Source organism: Sphingobium jiangsuense (assembly GCF_014196495.1).
GTDB classification, from domain to species: Bacteria; Pseudomonadota; Alphaproteobacteria; order Sphingomonadales; family Sphingomonadaceae; genus Sphingobium; species Sphingobium jiangsuense.
In genome coordinates, this window is record NZ_JACIDT010000022.1 from 43,619 (window position 1) to 61,834 (window position 18,216).

Annotated in this window: 16 protein-coding genes; 14 read left to right on the forward strand and 2 right to left on the reverse strand. The window is 62.1% G+C overall.

All coding sequences use genetic code 11. The annotated features are described in order from the left end of the window. Positions 1-118: 118 nt before the first annotated feature. The 6 genes from GGR43_RS20280 (at position 119) to GGR43_RS20305 (ending at position 5,251) form a co-directional block, all read left to right on the forward strand. Positions 119-715: a TetR/AcrR family transcriptional regulator gene (locus GGR43_RS20280; protein WP_188073630.1), complete on the forward strand. Its 597-nt coding sequence runs from the start codon at positions 119-121 to the stop codon at positions 713-715. 12 nt (positions 716-727) lie between these two features. Beyond that, positions 728-1,945 (forward strand): cytochrome P450, encoded by a 1,218-nt coding sequence (locus GGR43_RS20285; RefSeq protein ID WP_188073631.1) that lies wholly within the window; start codon positions 728-730, stop codon positions 1,943-1,945. Next, the gene (locus GGR43_RS20290; protein ID WP_188073632.1) at positions 1,942-2,121 is read left to right on the forward strand and encodes a rubredoxin; all 180 of its coding nucleotides are present in this window, start codon (positions 1,942-1,944) and stop codon (positions 2,119-2,121) included. Before GGR43_RS20285 ends, GGR43_RS20290 begins: the two co-directional genes overlap by 4 nt. A gap of 24 nt (positions 2,122-2,145) precedes the next feature. Next, the gene (locus GGR43_RS20295) at positions 2,146-3,150 is read left to right on the forward strand and encodes a Rieske 2Fe-2S domain-containing protein (RefSeq protein WP_188073633.1); all 1,005 of its coding nucleotides are present in this window, start codon (positions 2,146-2,148) and stop codon (positions 3,148-3,150) included. 318 nt (positions 3,151-3,468) lie between these two features. Next, complete coding sequence (locus GGR43_RS20300) at positions 3,469-4,494, forward strand: hypothetical protein (protein WP_188073634.1); 1,026 nt, start codon at positions 3,469-3,471, stop codon at positions 4,492-4,494. Positions 4,495-4,699: 205 nt separating this feature from the next. Further along, entirely contained in the window at positions 4,700-5,251 is a 552-nt protein-coding gene (locus tag GGR43_RS20305; RefSeq protein ID WP_188073635.1) for a hypothetical protein, read from the forward strand. 35 nt (positions 5,252-5,286) lie between these two features. On the opposite strand, the gene GGR43_RS20310 is transcribed toward GGR43_RS20305, so the two are convergent. Beyond that, positions 5,287-5,958: a hypothetical protein gene (locus GGR43_RS20310; RefSeq protein ID WP_188073636.1), complete on the reverse strand. Its 672-nt coding sequence runs from the start codon at positions 5,956-5,958 to the stop codon at positions 5,287-5,289. A gap of 225 nt (positions 5,959-6,183) precedes the next feature. Here GGR43_RS20310 and GGR43_RS20315 point away from each other — a divergent pair, with 225 nt between their 5' ends. Next, positions 6,184-6,729: a DUF488 domain-containing protein gene (locus tag GGR43_RS20315; protein WP_188073637.1), complete on the forward strand. Its 546-nt coding sequence runs from the start codon at positions 6,184-6,186 to the stop codon at positions 6,727-6,729. Positions 6,730-7,001: 272 nt separating this feature from the next. Beyond that, complete coding sequence (locus tag GGR43_RS20320) at positions 7,002-7,994, forward strand: site-specific integrase (protein ID WP_246343943.1); 993 nt, start codon at positions 7,002-7,004, stop codon at positions 7,992-7,994. Between the two features lie 102 nt (positions 7,995-8,096). Here GGR43_RS20320 and GGR43_RS20325 read toward each other — a convergent pair whose 3' ends face one another. After that, positions 8,097-8,486, reverse strand: a complete 390-nt coding sequence (locus tag GGR43_RS20325; protein ID WP_188073638.1) for a MerR family transcriptional regulator — start codon at positions 8,484-8,486, stop codon at positions 8,097-8,099. A gap of 68 nt (positions 8,487-8,554) precedes the next feature. On the opposite strand from GGR43_RS20325, the gene GGR43_RS20330 reads away from it, so the two are divergent. From GGR43_RS20330 to GGR43_RS20355, 6 genes are all read left to right on the forward strand, one after another. Continuing rightward, positions 8,555-9,205, forward strand: coding sequence for a cation efflux transmembrane domain-containing protein (locus tag GGR43_RS20330; protein WP_188073639.1), 651 nt, complete (start codon positions 8,555-8,557; stop codon positions 9,203-9,205). A 32-nt stretch (positions 9,206-9,237) separates the two neighbouring features. Next, complete coding sequence (locus GGR43_RS20335; RefSeq protein WP_188073649.1) at positions 9,238-9,567, forward strand: hypothetical protein; 330 nt, start codon at positions 9,238-9,240, stop codon at positions 9,565-9,567. Positions 9,568-9,636: 69 nt separating this feature from the next. Continuing rightward, a complete protein-coding gene (locus GGR43_RS20340) occupies positions 9,637-10,908 on the forward strand; it encodes a TolC family protein (RefSeq protein WP_188073640.1) in 1,272 nt (423 codons plus the stop codon). 3 nt (positions 10,909-10,911) lie between these two features. Then, on the forward strand, positions 10,912-12,072 hold the full coding sequence (locus GGR43_RS20345) for an efflux RND transporter periplasmic adaptor subunit (protein ID WP_188073641.1): 1,161 nt from the start codon (positions 10,912-10,914) through the stop codon (positions 12,070-12,072). A 3-nt stretch (positions 12,073-12,075) separates the two neighbouring features. Further along, a complete protein-coding gene (locus GGR43_RS20350; protein ID WP_188073642.1) occupies positions 12,076-15,318 on the forward strand; it encodes an efflux RND transporter permease subunit in 3,243 nt (1,080 codons plus the stop codon). A 55-nt stretch (positions 15,319-15,373) separates the two neighbouring features. Next, complete coding sequence (locus GGR43_RS20355) at positions 15,374-17,854, forward strand: heavy metal translocating P-type ATPase (protein WP_188073643.1); 2,481 nt, start codon at positions 15,374-15,376, stop codon at positions 17,852-17,854. Positions 17,855-18,216: the final 362 nt, after the last annotated feature.

Genomic DNA, 18,216 nt, shown 5'->3' on the forward strand with positions numbered 1-18,216 from the left:
ATCCCTCTTCGCGTCAACCAACAAGCGGAAACACCCCCAATAAATTAAAACATGGTTCCGTTTGACAGAATACATACATAAATGTATCTGGATTCGATAATGAATGTTAGAGGACAGGATGAAGCGCCTGAGTCGAGCGGAAAGCCGGGAGATTACACGCCAGCGCATACGGCTGGCAGCCAGCGAGGAAGTAGCGACGCGCGGCGTCAATGGCGTATCCATCGATCGCATCGCGGAAGCCGCCGGTTTTTCACGCGGCGCCTTCTACGCCAATTATCGCAGCAAGCAGGAGCTGCTGATCGAATTGCTGGAGGAAAGCGTCGAGGCAGAGATCGCGATGCTCCAAGGCCTGCTCAGCCAGGCATCCGATCTGCGCACCTTTCTGCCCCTGATGGAGGAGAGCTTCAACCGCTTCATTGCCCAGCGGGAGCGCCGCCTGCTGAGTGTGCAGTTGCTGGTCGAGGCAGAGGCCGACCCGACCTTCGGCGCTATTTATCGCCAGCATTCGACGCGGATAGTCGAGGCCATTCAACCGCTGATCCTCGAACTCATCTCCAAATCGCCCAACCCCCACAAGCTATCGGCGGACACGCTCGGCATAACCTTTCGCACGCTGGTGCTCGGACTGATGATGGAATGCCACCGGGGCAATGTGCAGCCCGACAAGACGCCGGGCGCCATCCTCACCGGCATCCTCGAAGCCATTCTTTGCTGAACGGAGAAATTTATGAGCGAGGCTCACGCCGCAGGCCACACCCATGCCATGTGGGCCGATCTGCTATTCGATTATGATATTTACGGCGGCAGCGGGCTGGATGCCGATTATCAGCTCAACGCCCGCCGCCAGCTGCATCAGGATAGCGTGCCGGATATTTTCTGGACTCCGCGCCATGGCGGCCATTGGGTGGTGACACGCGCCGAGGATATTCGCGCGATCATCAAGGATCATGAGCATTTCTCGTCGCGTTCGATCACCGTGCCCAAACCGCCGGAGACGCAGCCCAAGATGCTGCCGCTGCAAGCCGATCCTCCACACCACACGCAATATCGCGATCTGGTGAAGCCCTTCCTCTCACCCCAGGCGGTTAATGCGCTGACCGAAGATGTGCGCCGGCTCGCCATCCATCTGATCGAGGGCTTCAGGCCCGAAGGGCGCTGCGAATTCATCGGCGATTTCGCGACCCATTTGCCGGTCGCGATCTTCATGAAGATCGCCGGATTGCCGGAGGAGGACCGCCCCTATCTGCTGCACTGTTGCGAGGAGACGATCCGGGGCGCGAGCGATGCGATCCGGATGGAGGGGCGGCGCAAGCTCGGCGCCTATGCGTTCGCCCGCGCGCTGGAACGGCGCGGTGGCGATGGCGCCGACATGATATCCGCCGTCGCCAATGCGAAATTCGACGGCGCTTATATGGACGATATCGCGCTGACCGGCATGGTGACGCTGCTGCTGCTGGGCGGGCTGGATACGGTGGCGTCCAATATGGGCTTTTCCGCGCGCTTTCTGGCAATGAACCCGGCACACCGCCGCCAGTTGATCGACAATCCGAAGCTGATCCCCGGCGCGGTGGAGGAATTGCTGCGCCGCTTCGGCGTCATCAATCTGGGCCGCGAGGTGATCGCCGACCGCAGCTACAAGGGCGTGGACTTCCGCGCGGGCGACATGGTCATCATGCCGACCTATCTGGACGGGCTGGACGAACGCCAGTTCCACGATGCCGCCAGCGTCGATTTCGAACGACGCGGCAATGTGATGCACTCCACCTTCGGCGGCCATGTGCATCGCTGCATGGGAGCGATGCTGGCCCGCGTGGAATTGCGCATCTTCGTCGAGGAATGGCTGAAACGCCTCCCCGATTTCGAGGTGAACGCGCGGGAGGACATCCACGTCAGCGCCCGCGGCGTCGTCACCATAGAGCGGTTGCCGCTGGTGTGGCGGCCATGAGCGCGGGGCCGTGGCGCCGATATCTCTGCTATTATTGCGGTTATGTCTATGACGAGGCGCTGGGCGATCCCGATGGCGGCATCCCGCCCTTCACCCGGTTCGACGCCATTCCCGACGGCTGGATCTGCCCCGAATGCGGGGTGACGAAGGAAGATTTCGTCCTTCAGGATTTTTGAAGGCATAAAGCACAGGAGAGCAGGATGCAGGATGCGCCCAGAAACCACTGGTATCTCGCGGCATGGTCGCATGAGGTTGGAGATCGCCCGCTGCGCCGCCATTATTTCGGCGTGCCCACGGTGCTGTTTCGCGACCAGGAGGAACGGATCGCGGTGCTGCTGGACATCTGTCCCCACCGCTTCGCCGCGCTCAGCGACGGGCGGGTAGTAGCGGGCGGCATCGAATGTCCCTATCATGGCCTGCGCTTCGGCCGCGACGGGCGCTGCGTCGACAGCCCGCTGACCCAGGCGCCGCCCCATACCGCCGTGCGGAGCTTTCCGGTGGTTGAACGGGACGGCTTCATCTGGTTCTGGCCCGGCGATCCCGACCGGGCGGAGGGCGTTTCCCCGCCCGACTACAGCCATTTGAAGCAGCATGAGGGCTATCGCTTCCTGATGATGTACATGCGCCAGCACTCCAGCTTCCTGCTGGGCGTCGACAATCTGATGGACCTGAGCCATGCCGCCTTCCTCCACCGGTCCAGCCTTGCGCAAGGGACGGACGCAATCGTCGATCGCTATCGCCGGGCACGCTACAGCGCCCGCACCGAGGACGGGAAGGTCGTCTCGCGCTGGGAGTTTCTGGAGGAGGATGGCAGCTTCCAGCCGCATCGCTGGATCGAATCGGTATGGGAAGCCCCCGCGCGCATCGTCATTTCGCAGGGTTTCGACCGGCGTATCCCACCGCGCATCCGCCGGTTGGACGGCCTCCACCTGCTGACCCCGGCGACGGAAGGGGAAGCGCATTATTTCACCATCGAGGCCTATGATCCGGCGTTCGAACCGGACGATTTCGAGGACCGGATGCGCATCATGCTGACTCACAATGTCTTCGGCGCCGAGGACGATGTCGCCATGATGCGCGTGGCCGAACATATGGCCGGGCGCGGGCTCATGGAGATGGAGCCAGTGATCCTGCCCTCCGACAAAGGTGCGATCCTGGCGCGGCGGCATCTGACCCGACTGGTGAAGCAGGAGACGGGCATTTAAGGCCGGACATTTTAGCAGGCAGAGCCGGACGACTGGCAAAAGCGCCCAAGTCCTTTGGAGGAGAAGGTGTCGGCAAACAGGATGTTGGTAGCGGAGGACCGAACCCGACGATACAGCGCCACTTGGTCGTCCGTGGTAAGCGCGCCCGTCCGAGCGCAACCACGCCCTCGTCTTACCCGATCAGTTTCATAGGCAATACCCCTGGAATGAAAAACCCCACCGTTGGCGCGGTGGGGCCTTCAGGAGCGCCGGAGACGCTGGTCGTTAGCGAACTCTACACCCGGCGCTCCTCCACCGCAAGCAGAGGAGGACTTCATCATGAAGTCGAATACCGCCGTACATCTGATGTCCGCCCCCGGAGAAATTTTCTCACATGACGCGACATCGCAGGACCATGAGAAAATCGTCGCAACGCCAGCAATCGCGCCTGTTCCGGCCTGCGACACGGCAGGCGACGTCACGCTCATGAGTAAACCCGATCATACTTGTCCCCCCGTTGAGAAAATGCAGGATGCCGAGTTCGTGCATAATCTCCAGCATCTGACGAAGATGCAGCTTCGGGCGCAATATGTGGCGGAGGCCAACTCGCACCGGAACATGCTGACCCGGAGCAAGCAGAAGGGTGACAAGGTGCATCCCGATTTTCGTGAGTTTCGGAATTTCCTGCGGCTCGTCGGCCCAATGCCTGTGTCCGGTGCCACCCTCGACAGGATCGACAACACTGATCGCGAATATGCTCCCGGCAAGGTGCGCTGGGCCGACAAGCGGACGCAGAATAACAACAAGGGCGACACCCTGACGATCTACGATCAGCGGACCGGCGAAGTCTTCACGGCCTCCCGTATCGCAAAATTGCAGGGCGTGTCCGCATCCGCCATCCGTCACCGGCTGACACGGGGCTGGTCCGACGCCCAGATCATTGCAGGCACTCGTTCCTCGCCTCTCCCGACCAGCGACAAGCAGCTTCCTCCGGTCCCGCCGACCCAATCGGTCGAACCCAGGGCGAAAACGCAGCAGATCGTTCCAACCCGTTCACGGTCAGCCCGAGAAATCCAGTTCGAGCGGATGGCCGAATATATTGCCCTCTGTCGGGAGCGAGATGGTGAGGAAGCCCTTCCGGCCCCTCACTACGTTATTAACGAAGGCGAACCCGAAGCATGGCATGTAACGGAGGAGCAGTGGTTGGCCCGCTTTGAACGGCTGTGGCCAGAGTATCGCCCGCATATCATCTTTGAACGGGCCGATCCCTACCACCAGCGGGCAATCGAATTGATCGACCCCGAATATGTCAGGCGTGAACGCGCCAAGATCGCACGTCGGGAGGAATTGAAGGCGCTGCTCTGATCGCCCACCATGATGTGTGCAATTAATTGCAATCTATCTTTCGTTAGGATCAGGGTGGCATATTCCGTCCTACCGACACAGGTCGCGGCAACTGTCAGGTCGATCACGCCCAGGACAGACCAGGCTAGCGGAGGCATGATCGTCCCTTGCCCGGCTGCGTCTTTCACATAGGCTTCTGGTCCCAACAACTACGAAAGTTTCACAGATGGAAGGGATCAACAAAACAGCGGCGGAGGTGCCCCAGGACTTGATCGACCACAGCAAGTCTCGGCTCCTCGACACGGCGAGCTTCTTGCGAAAAGTGCGGGACGAAAATCGCGACGAGTTCAGGTCGGTCGCTCGAAAATTGAAGATCAACCTTCGCAAGGCGTATCATCTGGCCCAGATCGACGAGGCGCTCAGTGAAATGGATGTTTCCGCCGAAAGGATACAACGTCTTGGCTGGACCAAGTTGTCCCTTCTCGCGGCACACGTCCAATCCGATACGATCGACGATCTGCTCGACGTGGCCGAGAGCTGCACCGCGCACAAGCTGAAGATGTATCTCAGCGAAGGAGGGTTCGATCCCGACGGTCGCACCGTCGTCCTGCATTTCGACAAGGAGCAATATGCGCTGCTTGATCAGGTTCTGCGCGCCAGGGGTGCCGAGCCGCATTCCAGGGGGCTTTTGGGCAAGGAGACGGCGCTCATGCGACTTGTCACCGAAAGTCTGGCGACCCCGGCGCCTGCATCGAAGCAGGGCACGGGGACGGGCTGATCGACAAGGGCAATGCTCTTGTGCGGCTTGCGTGTTCAGCCACCCAGCGACGACGCAGTGACACGCACCTTGTCCGCCAGGGCCGTGACCGGCACCGCCGAGGTCAACGTGCTGATCGTCGCCAGTCCGAGTTTCTTCACGTCAGGCAGGGCCTGCGACGGCACGACATAGAACTGCCACTGCGTCGGATCGCGATGATCGGCATCATCGCCGTAGGTGCAATGGTGGGCGAAGACATACAGATGAGCAGGTCGGCCTGGCTGGGCGATCCACCGCGTCCCGCTTTCCCAGTATCCAGTGCGCGCCGCGACATCGAAGATCGCCTTGCTCGGCTTGCCGGTGCTCCAGGACTGCATCGCCGCCGATTGCTTAACCTCCAGTCGGAGACCGTCTGATCGCTCGAAGTCCCATCCGGCATAGTCCGCACTACTCCATCTCCATTCCGGTTCCAGGGCGAGCGCGATGATCGCCTCGGCCACATGTCCGCGTAAGACATTCGTGACCAGCGGCTTGCCGAACGCCACCTGTGAAACCTTGGCGATCACGTCGCCGATCCCGAACGCCGGTGTCCCGGCCTGTTGTGATGTCGTGCTGATGTTGCCCCTCCGTCGCCCCTGTTTGATCCTGGGGCGACGGCCAAAGCCGGATGTTGGAAACCCGCTGAGACAACGAGCGCATGCGCCTTTACCGGCGAACCGGCTGGACATGCGCGCATGCCACCCGGCCTCCGAAATCGGCGACCGAGGTGTCTCAAGAGGGGTTTCCACGCCCCGCTCCCGCGTATCTCGGGAGCGGATCGGTAATAGCGAAGCCCATCGAAGATAGGAAGGTGTCGGATGCGGCGGGATTGCTGAAAAGTATTTAAGTATTTGAAAATACTGTTTTTATTGAGATTTTGAACATAGGGTCATCTTTGTTCTGAAAGGATAAAGATGATTAATGTTCTTAGCTTGGGCCATTCCAATATCGGCTGGGATGAGTTCCACTACGCACTCGACCAATTCGATGTCGGTTGCGTGATCGACGTGCGGTCGTCGCCCCGTTCGCGCTGGCAGCACTTCAACAAGCCGCAACTGCGGGTCCGGCTGAACCGGGTTGGCATCGCCTACGTCCACCTGGGCGACGATCTGGGCGGGATACCCACGAGCGGCCCCACCGACTATGCAGCGCGGCATCGAACCTCCGCCTTCGCCACAGGGATCGAGAGGGTTCTGGGGATCGCTGCCCGATGCACACCTGCCCTATTGTGTTCGGAGCGCGACCCGCTGCACTGCCACCGCTTCCTGCTGATCTCCCGTCACCTGCACAGCCTGCCCGATGTCCGGGTCGCACACATTCGCCACAACGGCACGCTGGAATGCCACGACGCTGCCGAGGAACGTCTGCTCGCCCTGCACAAGCTGTCCGGCGATCTGTTGTCGGATCGCAGTCAGCGACTGGCTGACGCCTATGCCCGACAGGAGCGGAAGCTGGGCTGAAAGCGGTGATCCTTAAACCCCCGTTTTGGGGCCAGAGAACTTCGCCCATCATTTTGAAATCGCGTGAGGATTTTCCGATCATGAAAACATTTAATTGTCCAAACCAAGATCACGAGAACGACCATGTGTGGTGGGTGGCACACTGCGGTCAGCTGAACCGATCCACCGCCTCCCACATGGGCAAATTGGGCTGAAGTCGTGACTTTCAGAACCCCCTTTTTCTGCACAGCGATATTCCACCATCCTTCTGAAATCACAGGGAGAATTGCGAAATGCAAAATACAAAAATTGTACAAGAAACGAGTGATCCGATTTGTGCAATTAATTGCAAATCGGGCGATCAGACGGGGCAGAAAATCCAGCTCATAGGGTTGCTTTCAGAGCCGATCCGTCACCTTTTATCCCATTCCCTATCCGCCAACAGCAAACGCGCCTACGCATCCGATCTGGCCCATTTCCGGGCGTCCGGCGGGGACATCCCCTGTTCGCCCGAAGCGGTCGCGGGCTACCTCGCCGAGATTGTCGACACACATGCCGTCGCGACGATCCAACGAAGGCTTGCCGCTATCGCCAAGGCGCATCGGGCATCCGGCCATGACGATCCTTGCCGGGCGGAAATCGTGAAAGCGTCGATGCGCGGGATACGTCGGATCAAGGGTGTCGCGCAGCGCGAGGCTCAAGCTCTGCAACGCGATGACCTGTTCCTGGTATTGGAGCGGATGGGCGGCCGGCCTATCGACATACGGGACAAGGCCCTGTTGCTCATCGGCTTCGCCGCTGCCTTCCGCCGCTCGGAACTTGTCGGGCTGGACTGCGATGATGTCGCGCATGTCCGGCAAGGGATCGTGCTACACCTGCGCCACTCGAAAACCGACCAGGACGGGCAGGGCCGTAAGATCGCCATCCCCCACGGACGCACCCGGTGGTGCCCGGTGCATTACCTCACTGGCTGGCTCGCTCATGCTGGGATCGAGCAAGGACCGATCTTCCGCAGCATCGACCGGCACGGGCATATCTCCCCTGATCGCCTGTCCGGGGATGCAGTAGCGACGATCATGAAAAAACGGGTGGAGGCTGCGGGCTTCGATCCTGCAACCTTTTCCGGCCATTCCCTGCGCGCCGGACTTGCCACCAGTGCCGCAATGGCCGGGGCGTCGTCTTGGAAAATCCGTCAGCAGACCGGCCACAAGAGCGACGCTATGCTCGCCCGCTACATTCGAGACGGCGACATATTCGTCAATAATGCCGCAGGCGCAGTGCTGTGAATGAGCGCGAACATCACGCCATCGAAGTCACAGTAGCCGGCCTTCCCATAGCAACCGAAATTGCTTGGTCGGTACGCACACTTCACAGAGTTGATCGCCATTTCATCCCGGCGCCAAAGCCTCAATGATTCTGCACTCGGCGATAGTTCCCTGACTGCATTGATTGAGCAGGCTGGCCAGCTCCCGTTGCAGCGCCTGCAAATCTTCGATCTTCCGCTCAACTGAACGAAGTTGCTCTCGGGCGAGTTCGTCCACGGCGCCGCAGGAACGCGAATGATCATCGGAGAGATCGAGCAATGCTCGCACCTGGTCGAGCGTAAATCCCAGATCACGGGATCGGCGGATGAAGGACAGGCGATTAAGGTGGGCCTGGTCATAGACCCGGTAATTGCCGCCGGTTCGGCTAGGTGCGGGAATCAGCCCCTCCTTCTCATAGAAGCGGATGGTTTCGACGCGGGTGCCAGTCAGGCGGGAAAGATCGCCGATCTTCATGCTTGACCCTATAGTGGCTTCAGGGTGCATAGGTCCATGCCATATCGAACCGACTCGGATTCACGATCATGGCGCACGACTGCTGCTCAAAGAAAAGCGATACGCTGGCCGAACTGGCGGCCAAGAAGGACCAGCGCCGCGTCCTGATTGTGGTGATGCTCATCAATCTGGCGATGTTCGTGGCCGAGTTCGGCGGCGGGGTCGTCGCGCGTTCTTCGGCGCTCATGGCGGACTCGGTCGATATGCTTGGCGATGCCTTCGTCTATGCACTGAGCCTCTATGCGCTCCATCGCGGCGCACGTTGGGAAGCCGGTGCGGCGATGGTCAAGGGTGGCATCATTCTTGTCTTCGGCCTCGCGATCATCGCCGAGATCGCCGACAAGATCGTGAACGGTGTGCCACCATCCTCGACGCTGATGCTTGCTTTCGGGAGCATGGCGTTGGTCGCCAACCTCATTTGCCTGTCGCTGCTTTGGCGCTTCCGCAGGACCAATGTGAATATGTCGAGCACATTCGAATGTTCGCGCAATGATGTCGCGTCCAATATCGGCGTGCTGATGGCCGCTGGCCTGGTCGCCGTAACCGGCTCCGTTTGGCCAGATATTGTGGTTGGCGGCGTTATTGCGCTCGTCTTCCTGCGCTCCGCCTGGAAAGTGTTGGCGGAGGCCATTCCCGCTTGGCGGCAGACGCATTTAATCCCGTCCGGGACTTTGCCATGACAAAGCGCGGCCGATCCGCTATGGCGAACATAATGTTTCGTCACGGTATTCTTGTCCTGTTCATGCTGATCGCGTCGCTGACCACGGCGGCGACCCTGCACGCCAGCGAGTTTCCGGGCGCGACGAGCATTGAATGTTCTGGCTATGTGCATAGCGAAGGCGATGCCGATCAAACGCCGGGGGATGCCGATAAAGCCACGCCGCACCATCATGGCAATTGCCACGGCGCGGCTGCCTTCATCCCTGCCAGGGATGGCGCATCGACCCTGCGTGGACCACTGACCTTGCCACCTTTCATCCCTACCGAAGCCGCGCTTGGTCGCTGGTTGTCCGGTCCAGACCTGCGCCCTCCCATCGCCTGATTGATGCTTTCCGGCCTGCCGCTTGCTCCGCACGCGGCTGACCCAACGCATTTCAATCAGGATTATATCATGCACAGGATCATTGCGGCCTTGCTGGCCGCCACGTCTTGCGTCGCCACCGCGCAGGCGCAGGACACTATCGCGGCAGCGCCGCAACCGGCGGGGCCGGTTCTCACACTCGACCGGGCCGTTGAACTGGCGGGCGGCGCTGCGCCCGCAGCCGATGCCGCACAAGCGGGCATTGATGCCGCACGGGCATCGCGCACCGTCGCGGGACTGCGCCCCAACCCCAGCCTTGAGACACAGGTTGAGAATGTCGCCGGCACCGGCCCGTATAATGGGTTCGATCAGGCGGAAACGACTGTCGGCCTCAACATCCCCATCGAGCTAGGCGGGAAACGCTCGGCCCGGATCGCGGTGGCAGATGCCCAAAGCAACCGCGCCCTGCTGATGGCCGCGATCACGCAGGCGGACATTCGGCTGCAAGTAACGCAGTTTTATGTGGAAGCTGTTGCGGCGCAGCGTCGCCTTGCCACCGCTCAGGATCAGCTTCGCATCACGCGCGATGCTGCCAATGCCGCCAGAGTCCGGGTTCAGGCGGGGCGTGCTTCCCCGCTTGAAGAACAACGCGCCGATGTGGCGCGCGTCAACGCTGAAGCTGGCGTCGAACGGGCGCAGCGACTGGCGGAGATCGCGCTGAGCAATCTTGCCCGGCGGATTGGGCAGCCCCTTGCCGGTCCGCTTGATGAAACCGCGCTCGATCGGCTTCCGGCCGCTGGCTATGGTCCAGCACAACCGCGTAATGCTGCTGGCACAATGGCGCTGGCCGCTGCCGATGCCGATCTGGCCGTGGCCGATGCCGGTGTTCGTCTCGCGCGTTCGCAGCGCGTGCCCGATTTGACGGTGGGGCCAGGCATCCGCCGCCTGGAAGCGACCAACGACACGGCTGCCGTTTTCAGCATCTCGGTGCCGATCCCGTTCTTCAACTCAGGCAAGGCCGCCGTTGAGCAGGCCACCGCCGAGCAACGCCGCGCCGACGCGCAACGCCGTATGACCGCGCTCGATGTAGAGCAGGCCATCGCCGAGGCCGAAGCCAATGCCGCCAATGCCGCGACCACCGCGCGCGCAGCGAACGGGCCAGCGCTTGCCGCCGCGCAAGAAGCCGCCCGTATCGCCCGCATCGGTTATCGTGAGGGCAAGTTCGGCCAGCTCGATCTGCTCGATGCCGAACGCACGCTCGCCGAGACGCGCCTTACCGCGATCGACGCGCTTGCTGCCTACCAGAACGCCCGAGCGCAGTTGGAGCGCCTGACCGCTCCTGCACCCGAACAGGGGAATTGATTCATGACATTGACGAAGAAAATCGCGGCACTGACGCCGCTAACCCTTGCCTTGCTGCTGGCCGCGTGCGGCAGCGGGAATGAGGCAAGCAATGAGGCGGCACCCGCTGGCGAACATGCCGAGGGCACAGCCAACCATGCCGATGAAGGCAAAATCGTCCTGACCGCGGAGCAAATCGCGTCAGCCGGTATCCAGATCGCCCGCCCCACTGTTGGCGGCGGCGGCACGCTCGACTTACCCGCTACGATTGAGGGCGATCCGCAAGGAACGCAGGTGGTGTCGGCCGCAATCGGCGGCCGCGTCGTCTCGCTCACCCGCAATCTTGGGGAAACGGTGAACCGGGGCCAGACGCTCGCGATAATCGAAAGCCGCGAGGCGGCGCAGCTCAAGGGCGAAGTCGAGGCATCACGCGCGCGTCTGGCCCTTGCCAATTCCAATCTTGCGCGGGAGGAACGCCTGTTCGCGCAGCGCGTCTCGCCCGAACAGGATGTGATCGCCGCGCGCACGGCGGCGACCGAAGCCCGGATCGCCTATCAGCAGGCGCAAGGGCAAGTATCCGCTGCCGGTGGCGGTGGTGGCGGCCTCAACCGGCTCGGCATCACCGCGCCCCTTTCGGGGCAGGTCATCGCCCGCAGCGTTGTGCTGGGGCAGACCGTAGCAGCCGATGCCGAACTCTATCGCATCGCCAATCTTTCCAGCGTCTCGCTCTCCCTTAATCTCCAGCCCGCCGATGCGGGCCGGGTGAAGCCGGGCAACAGTGTGCTGGTGACGGCGCCGGGCCGGCAGGCGCAGGCCCGGATCAGCTTCGTTTCTCCTGCGCTCGATGCACAGACGCGATTGGTGCCGGTCATCGCCACGCTCGACAATCGTGCGGGTCAATGGCGCGTGGGTGAGTCCGTTACGGCCTCGGTCCAGCTTGCGGGTGGCGGCGGCGCCAATGTCGTGAGCGTGCCATCGACCGCGATCCAGACCGTTGAAGGCAAGACGGTCGTGTTCGTGCGAACCCGAGAGGGATTCCAGGTCGTGCCGGTCACGGTCGGCGACACGTCGGGCAGCAATGTGATCGTGCGCTCTGGCCTCAAGGGCAGCGAGCAGATCGCCACCACCAACAGCTTCACGCTCAAGGCCGAACTCGGCAAGGGCGAAGCGGCGCATGAGGACTGAGCCATGATCGCCCCCATCGTCAACTGGGCGGTCCACAAGCGCTGGTTCGTCCTGCTGCTGACCGCTATCGCCGCCGTCATCGGTGTCACAGCCCTTTATCGCTTGCCGATCGACGCGGTGCCGGACATCACCAACAATCAGGTGCAGATCAACGTCCGCGCCTCCGCGCTCTCGCCTGAACTGGTCGAAAAGCAGGTCTCCTTCCCGATCGAAACCGCGCTGGCGGGGATTCCGGGGCTGGAGAATACCCGTTCCTTAAGCCGCAATGGCTTTGCCCAGATCACGGCCGTATTCGATGAATCGACCGACATCTATTTCGCACGCCAGCAGGTGAGCGAACGGCTGAACGGTGTCGCGGAAAACCTGCCCTCCGGCGTGAACCCGGAAATGGGACCGATCGCCACAGGTCTGGGCGAAGTCTATATGTGGACGGTTCGGCTTGACCACCGCAAGGACGACAAGCACCTGCCCGGTGAGCCGGGGATGCAGCCCGATGGCAGCTATATCACGCCCGAAGGCGAGCGGCTGACCAACGATACCGACAAGGCGACCTATCTGCGCACAACGCAGGACTGGATCGTCACGCCGCTGCTCAAGAACACCAAGGGGCTGGCCGGGGTCGATTCCATCGGCGGCTATGTGAAGCAGTTTCAGGTGGTTCCCGATGTGCAGCGTCTCTCCGCTTTGGGACTGTCGCTGACCGATCTCGCCACCGCGTTGGAGAAGAACAACACGAGCGTCGGCGGCGGCTTCGTCAATCGCAATGGCGAGGGGCTGGCTGTGCGGTCGGATGCCCTTGTGCGCAATGCCGACGAACTCTCGCGCATCGTGGTCGCAACGCGGGAGGGCGTGCCGATCACGCTGGTGCAGGTCGCCACGGTCAAGACCGGGCAAGCGATCCGCATGGGATCGGCGTCCGAGAACGGCACCGAAGTCGTGGTCGGCACTGCGATCATGCGTATTGGCGAGAACAGCCGCACCGTCGCAACGGCGGTGGCGGACCGTTTGGAGGAGATCAACGCCTCCCTGCCGCCCGATGTCATCGTGGAGCCGGTGCTGGACCGGACTGCGCTGGTCAACTCGACCATCAAGACGGTGGCCAAGAATCTGAGCGAGGGCGCACTGCTGGTCATCGTCGTGCTGTTTGCGCTGCTCGGCAATTTTCGCGCGGCGCTGATCGCGGCGATGGTCATTCCGGTGACGATGCTGCTGACCAGCTTCGGCATGTTGCGCCTTGGCGTGTCGGCCAATTTGATGAGTTTGGGCGCGCTCGACTTCGGCCTGATCGTCGATGGCGCGGTCATCATCGTCGAGAATGCGCTGCGGCGCATGGCCGATGAACAGCACTATCAGGGCCGGCGTCTGACACTGGAAGAACGGCTCGCCACCGTGGCGACGGCCGCGCGCGAGATGATCCGGCCTTCGGTCTATGGGCAGGCGATCATCATCCTCGTCTATATCCCGCTGCTCACCCTGACCGGGGTGGAGGGCAAGACCTTCGTGCCGATGGCGCTGACCGTCATCATTGCGCTCGCCTTCGCCTTCATCCTGTCGCTGACCGCCGTTCCCGCTGCCATCGCGATCTGGCTCTCCAACCGGATCGAGGAGAAGGAGGGCCGCATCATGGGCTGGCTCAAGGCCCGCTATGAGCCGGGGCTGGACAAGGCGATGCAGCGCCCGACCCTGACGATGGGCGCGGGCATTGGCGGTTTCGTCATCGCCATCGTGGCGTTCATGTCGCTGGGACAGGTGTTCCTGCCGCAACTCGATGAAGGCGACCTGCTCATTCAGGCGCTGCGCATCCCCGCCACATCGGTCCAGCAGAGCCAGGCGATGCAGATACCGATCGAGCGGATGGTGGCCAGGCAGCCGGAGGTGAAGTTCGTATTCTCCAAGACCGGCACGGCTGAACTCGCGTCTGATCCGATGCCGCCCAACGCCACCGACATGTTCGTTATCCTGAAACCGCAGGACGAATGGCCCGATCCCAGCCTGACCAAAGCCGAACTGGTCGAACGCCTGGAAGGAAAGCTGAACCAGTTTCCCGGCAACGCCTACGAAATCACGCAGCCGATCCAGATGCGTTTCAATGAACTGATCGCAGGCGTGCGCGGTGACGTCGCGGTGAAGGTCTTCGGCGACGACTTCAACGCCATGAATGCCACGGCGGAGAAGATCGCAGGCGTTTTGCGCCGCACGCAGGGCGCGGCGGACGTGAAGGTCGAACAGACAAGTGGCCTCCCCATGCTCGACATTCGGGTGAACCGGGATGCCATGTCACGGCTCGGCGTCACCGCGCAGGACGTGCAGGATACGGTCTCGGCGACCATCGGCGGGCGGGAAGCCGGCATGATCTTCGAGGGCGACCGCCGCTTCCCGGTGGTAATCCGCCTGTCCGAAGCCCAGCGCGCCGATCTCGCTACGCTGGAACAGGTGCAGGTGCCTGTTCCGGGTGGTCGGTTCGTGCCGCTCGCCAGCGTCGCGGATATTCGCATCATCGACGGCCCCAACCAGATCAGCCGTGAGAACGGCAAGCGCCGCGTCGTGGTGCAGGCCAATGTGCGTGGCCGTGACATTGCGAGCGTCGTGGAGGATGCTCAGGCGGCCATCGCCCGCGATGTTCGCCTGCCTGCGGGCAGCTATCTCGAATGGGGTGGCCAGTTCGAAAATCTCGCCTCCGCGCGGGAACGGCTGCAACTGGTGATCCCGGCCTGTTTCGCGCTGATCCTGCTGCTGCTCTACGGCGCTTTGGGGTCGATGCGGGACGCGGCCATCGTGTTCACCGGCGTTCCGCTGGCGCTGGTCGGCGGTGTGCTGGCCCTGTTCCTGCGGGGAATGGATTTTTCCATTTCGGCGGCAGTCGGGTTCATCGCGCTATCTGGCATCGCGGTGCTCAACGGCCTCGTCATGGTGTCCTCGATCCAGGACCTCATGCGCAAGGGCATGGAGCGCGCAGAAGCCGCCCGCACCGGGGCAATTCAGCGACTTCGCCCGGTGGTGATGACCGCGCTGGTGGCAAGCCTCGGCTTCGTTCCTATGGCGCTTGGCACCGGCGCGGGGGCGGAGGTGCAGAAGCCGCTGGCGACAGTCGTGATCGGCGGCCTGATCTCCGCCACGCTGCTGACGCTGTTCGTCCTGCCGACCCTCTATGCTCGCTATGGGCGCAGGGAGTGGCCGGATGCGGAAAATCTCGAAGAGCCGCAGCATCTGCCGGACGGGCAGCACCCGCCTTTGCCGCAATCATGACACGCCGGGACGGGGAGGTTTCCCCGTCCCTCATCCCTTTCGTGGAAGAGAATTGATGACCGAAAAACTCAAACTCGATATTCCCGTGCTGTTGCCGGATGTGGCGGATGAGACGGACCAGTGCGTCAGCCGCCTCATCGCCATGCTCAAGGGTCGGCCCGGCGTCGAAGCCGCTCATGTGATCGCAGCCGCCAAGGATGAACCGGCGAAGCTCTGCGTGCATTATGCCCCCGATCAACTCTCGCTCGTTCGCATCCGTGACATGGTGGAGGCGGCGGGTGCCAGCATCACGGGGCGCTATGGCCATGCGTCATGGTCGGTGCGTGGCATCCGGCATCAACGCCGTGCGCGGACGATTGGCGACAGGCTTAGCGCGATTACCGGCATATTGGAGGCCAGCGCCAGCGCGGCCGGAATGGTCCATGTCGAATATGACAAGGAGCAAACCTCGGAAGTGGCCATTCTCACCGCGCTTGCTAGCATGGGAGTGGAACCCGTTGGCGCCGGGGAGCATGAAGGGCACGGCCACAGTGCCGGGGATGATGGCCATGCAGGACACCGGCATGGCGATGAGGGCCATGACCACGATCATGGTGGTATCTTCGGATCGCGAACCGAACTGATCTTTGCCCTCGCTTGCGGGACACTGCTCGGGATCGGGTTTGCTATCGAAAAGCTAGTCGCGGGCGCACCGGCCTGGTTGCCACTGGCCTGCTTCATCGCCGCTTATGGTTGTGGCGGGTTCTTCACGCTGCGCGAGGCGATTGACAATCTCAAGCTGCGTAAGTTCGAGATCGACACGCTGATGCTGGTCGCAGCCTCTGGTGCCGCCGCGCTCGGTGCATGGGCCGAAGGCGCGCTTCTCCTGTTCCTGTTCAGCCTGGGCCATGCACTCGAACATTATGCTATGGGCCGGGCCAAGGGAGCGATCGAAGCCCTTGCCCAACTCGCCCCACGCACTGCGCTGGTTCGCCGCGCCGATGGTCGCAGCGAGGATATCCAGGTCGAGCAATTGGCGTTGGGCGATGTCGTCATCATTAAGCCCGATGAACGGATCGCCGCCGACGGTTTCGTGGTGAAGGGCAACAGCGCCATCAATCAGGCGCCTGTCACCGGCGAAAGCATCCCGGTCGATAAGAAGCCGGTCGATGATCCCGTCGCTGCCCGTGCCGTGCCTGATCGTATCGACGCCGCTTCCCGCGTGTTCGCCGGCACGATCAACGGCAGCGGTCTCATTGAGATCGAAGTGACCCGGCTGTCGAGCGAAAGCACGCTCGCCAAGGTCATCAAAATGGTGAGCGAAGCGGAGACCCAGAAGTCTCCGACCCAGCGCTTCACCGATCGCTTCGAAAAAGTCTTTGTCCCCGCCGTCCTGGCATTGGCCTTTCTGCTGCTGTTCGCCTGGGTCGTGGTCGATGAACCGTTCCGCGACAGCTTCTACCGCGCGATGGCGGTGCTGGTTGCGGCCAGCCCCTGCGCGCTCGCCATTGCGACCCCCAGCGCCGTTTTGTCCGGCGTGGCCCGCGCGGCGCGCGGCGGCGTGCTGGTGAAAGGCGGCGCACCACTGGAACTGCTCGGATCGCTTGACGCCATTGCGTTCGACAAGACCGGCACACTGACCAAGGGCGAACCGCGCATCCAGCAGATCATCGTGGCGCCGGGCGTCGACAGGCAGGAGTTGATGGCAATCGCGGTCGCGGTTGAAAGTCTGAGCGACCATCCGCTGGCACAGGCGATAGCGCGCGACGGGCGTGTTCATGTCGGGGATACTCCGATCCCAAAGGCGGAGAGTCTGAAAAGCCTCACGGGTCGAGGCGTGTCGGCTGCCGTCGGCGGGGACGAAGTTCTTATCGGCAAGCCGGGGATGTTCGGGGCCGATGGTATTCCGTCCCTGTCCCCGGCGATGGTCGATGCCGTGGAGCAACTGCGCGAAGGCGGACAAACCAGCATGGTCGTGCAGCGCGAGGGGCGCGACCTTGGTGCGATTGGCTTGCTCGACACGCCCCGCGAAACCGCGAAAAATGCGCTTAGGCAACTGCGTGACATCGGCATCAAGCGGATGATTATGATCTCCGGCGACCATCAAAGGGCGGCGGAGGCGATCGCACGGGAGGTTGGGATCGACGAGGCATGGGGCGACCTGATGCCGGAAGATAAGGTTGAGGCGATCAAGAAGCTGCGCGCCGAAGCGAAGGTGGCGATGGTCGGCGATGGCGTGAACGATGCGCCAGCTATGGCGACCGCGACGGTCGGCGTGGCGATGGGCGCAGCCGGGTCGGACGTCGCGCTGGAAACCGCCGATGTGGCGTTGATGGCGGATGATCTATCACACCTGCCGTTTGCGGTCGATCTCAGCCGGAAGACGCGCTCCATCATTCGTCAGAATGTGTTCGTGAGCTTGGGCGTGGTGGCTTTGCTGGTTCCGGCCACGATATTTGGGCTTGGCATCGGGCCAGCCGTGGCTCTGCATGAAGGCTCGACTTTGCTTGTCGTGTTCAATGCGCTCCGGTTACTCGCCTATCGTGATTTAGTGTGAGATACCCCGCAACAGAGGCTATTATTTCACCAACCTATGATAACACCCTATTATCAGAGCCTACAGCAACGCCTTCAGGGCGTCGAGCTTGTCACCCTAGACAAGCATGTTGCCGCTATCGCGATCACCGTGGCCGAGATCGGGAACTTCCTCCAGCAGCCGACAGGGCACATGCGCGGCAGCCCTGATGTCCTCGTCCCTCGTCAACCATCGCAGTGTCGGCATTAGCTACTAATTGCCCCTATCCCTGAACGTTTCCGAGCAAGCCCTGTCCGTCGTCAGAACATTTGGCACAACTCGCGGCGTAAATTAGCGGAGTGCGGGCCTCGTCCTGGGGTTGATATTAAGCGGCGATCTTGCGG

What these genes read in the sequence shown, in the direction of transcription:
- GGR43_RS20280 (WP_188073630.1), top strand. Translation starts at nt 119, where the DNA reads ATGAAGCGCCTGAGTCGAGCGGAAAGCCGGGAGATTACACGCCAGCGC.
- GGR43_RS20285 (WP_188073631.1), top strand. Translation starts at nt 728, where the DNA reads ATGAGCGAGGCTCACGCCGCAGGCCACACCCATGCCATGTGGGCCGAT.
- GGR43_RS20290 (WP_188073632.1), top strand. Translation starts at nt 1,942, where the DNA reads ATGAGCGCGGGGCCGTGGCGCCGATATCTCTGCTATTATTGCGGTTAT.
- GGR43_RS20295 (WP_188073633.1), top strand. Translation starts at nt 2,146, where the DNA reads ATGCAGGATGCGCCCAGAAACCACTGGTATCTCGCGGCATGGTCGCAT.
- GGR43_RS20300 (WP_188073634.1), top strand. Translation starts at nt 3,469, where the DNA reads ATGAAGTCGAATACCGCCGTACATCTGATGTCCGCCCCCGGAGAAATT.
- GGR43_RS20305 (WP_188073635.1), top strand. Translation starts at nt 4,700, where the DNA reads ATGGAAGGGATCAACAAAACAGCGGCGGAGGTGCCCCAGGACTTGATC.
- GGR43_RS20310 (WP_188073636.1), bottom strand. Translation starts at nt 5,958, where the DNA reads ATGTCCAGCCGGTTCGCCGGTAAAGGCGCATGCGCTCGTTGTCTCAGC.
- GGR43_RS20315 (WP_188073637.1), top strand. Translation starts at nt 6,184, where the DNA reads ATGATTAATGTTCTTAGCTTGGGCCATTCCAATATCGGCTGGGATGAG.
- GGR43_RS20320 (WP_246343943.1), top strand. Translation starts at nt 7,002, where the DNA reads ATGCAAAATACAAAAATTGTACAAGAAACGAGTGATCCGATTTGTGCA.
- GGR43_RS20325 (WP_188073638.1), bottom strand. Translation starts at nt 8,486, where the DNA reads ATGAAGATCGGCGATCTTTCCCGCCTGACTGGCACCCGCGTCGAAACC.
- GGR43_RS20330 (WP_188073639.1), top strand. Translation starts at nt 8,555, where the DNA reads ATGGCGCACGACTGCTGCTCAAAGAAAAGCGATACGCTGGCCGAACTG.
- GGR43_RS20335 (WP_188073649.1), top strand. Translation starts at nt 9,238, where the DNA reads ATGTTTCGTCACGGTATTCTTGTCCTGTTCATGCTGATCGCGTCGCTG.
- GGR43_RS20340 (WP_188073640.1), top strand. Translation starts at nt 9,637, where the DNA reads ATGCACAGGATCATTGCGGCCTTGCTGGCCGCCACGTCTTGCGTCGCC.
- GGR43_RS20345 (WP_188073641.1), top strand. Translation starts at nt 10,912, where the DNA reads ATGACATTGACGAAGAAAATCGCGGCACTGACGCCGCTAACCCTTGCC.
- GGR43_RS20350 (WP_188073642.1), top strand. Translation starts at nt 12,076, where the DNA reads ATGATCGCCCCCATCGTCAACTGGGCGGTCCACAAGCGCTGGTTCGTC.
- GGR43_RS20355 (WP_188073643.1), top strand. Translation starts at nt 15,374, where the DNA reads ATGACCGAAAAACTCAAACTCGATATTCCCGTGCTGTTGCCGGATGTG.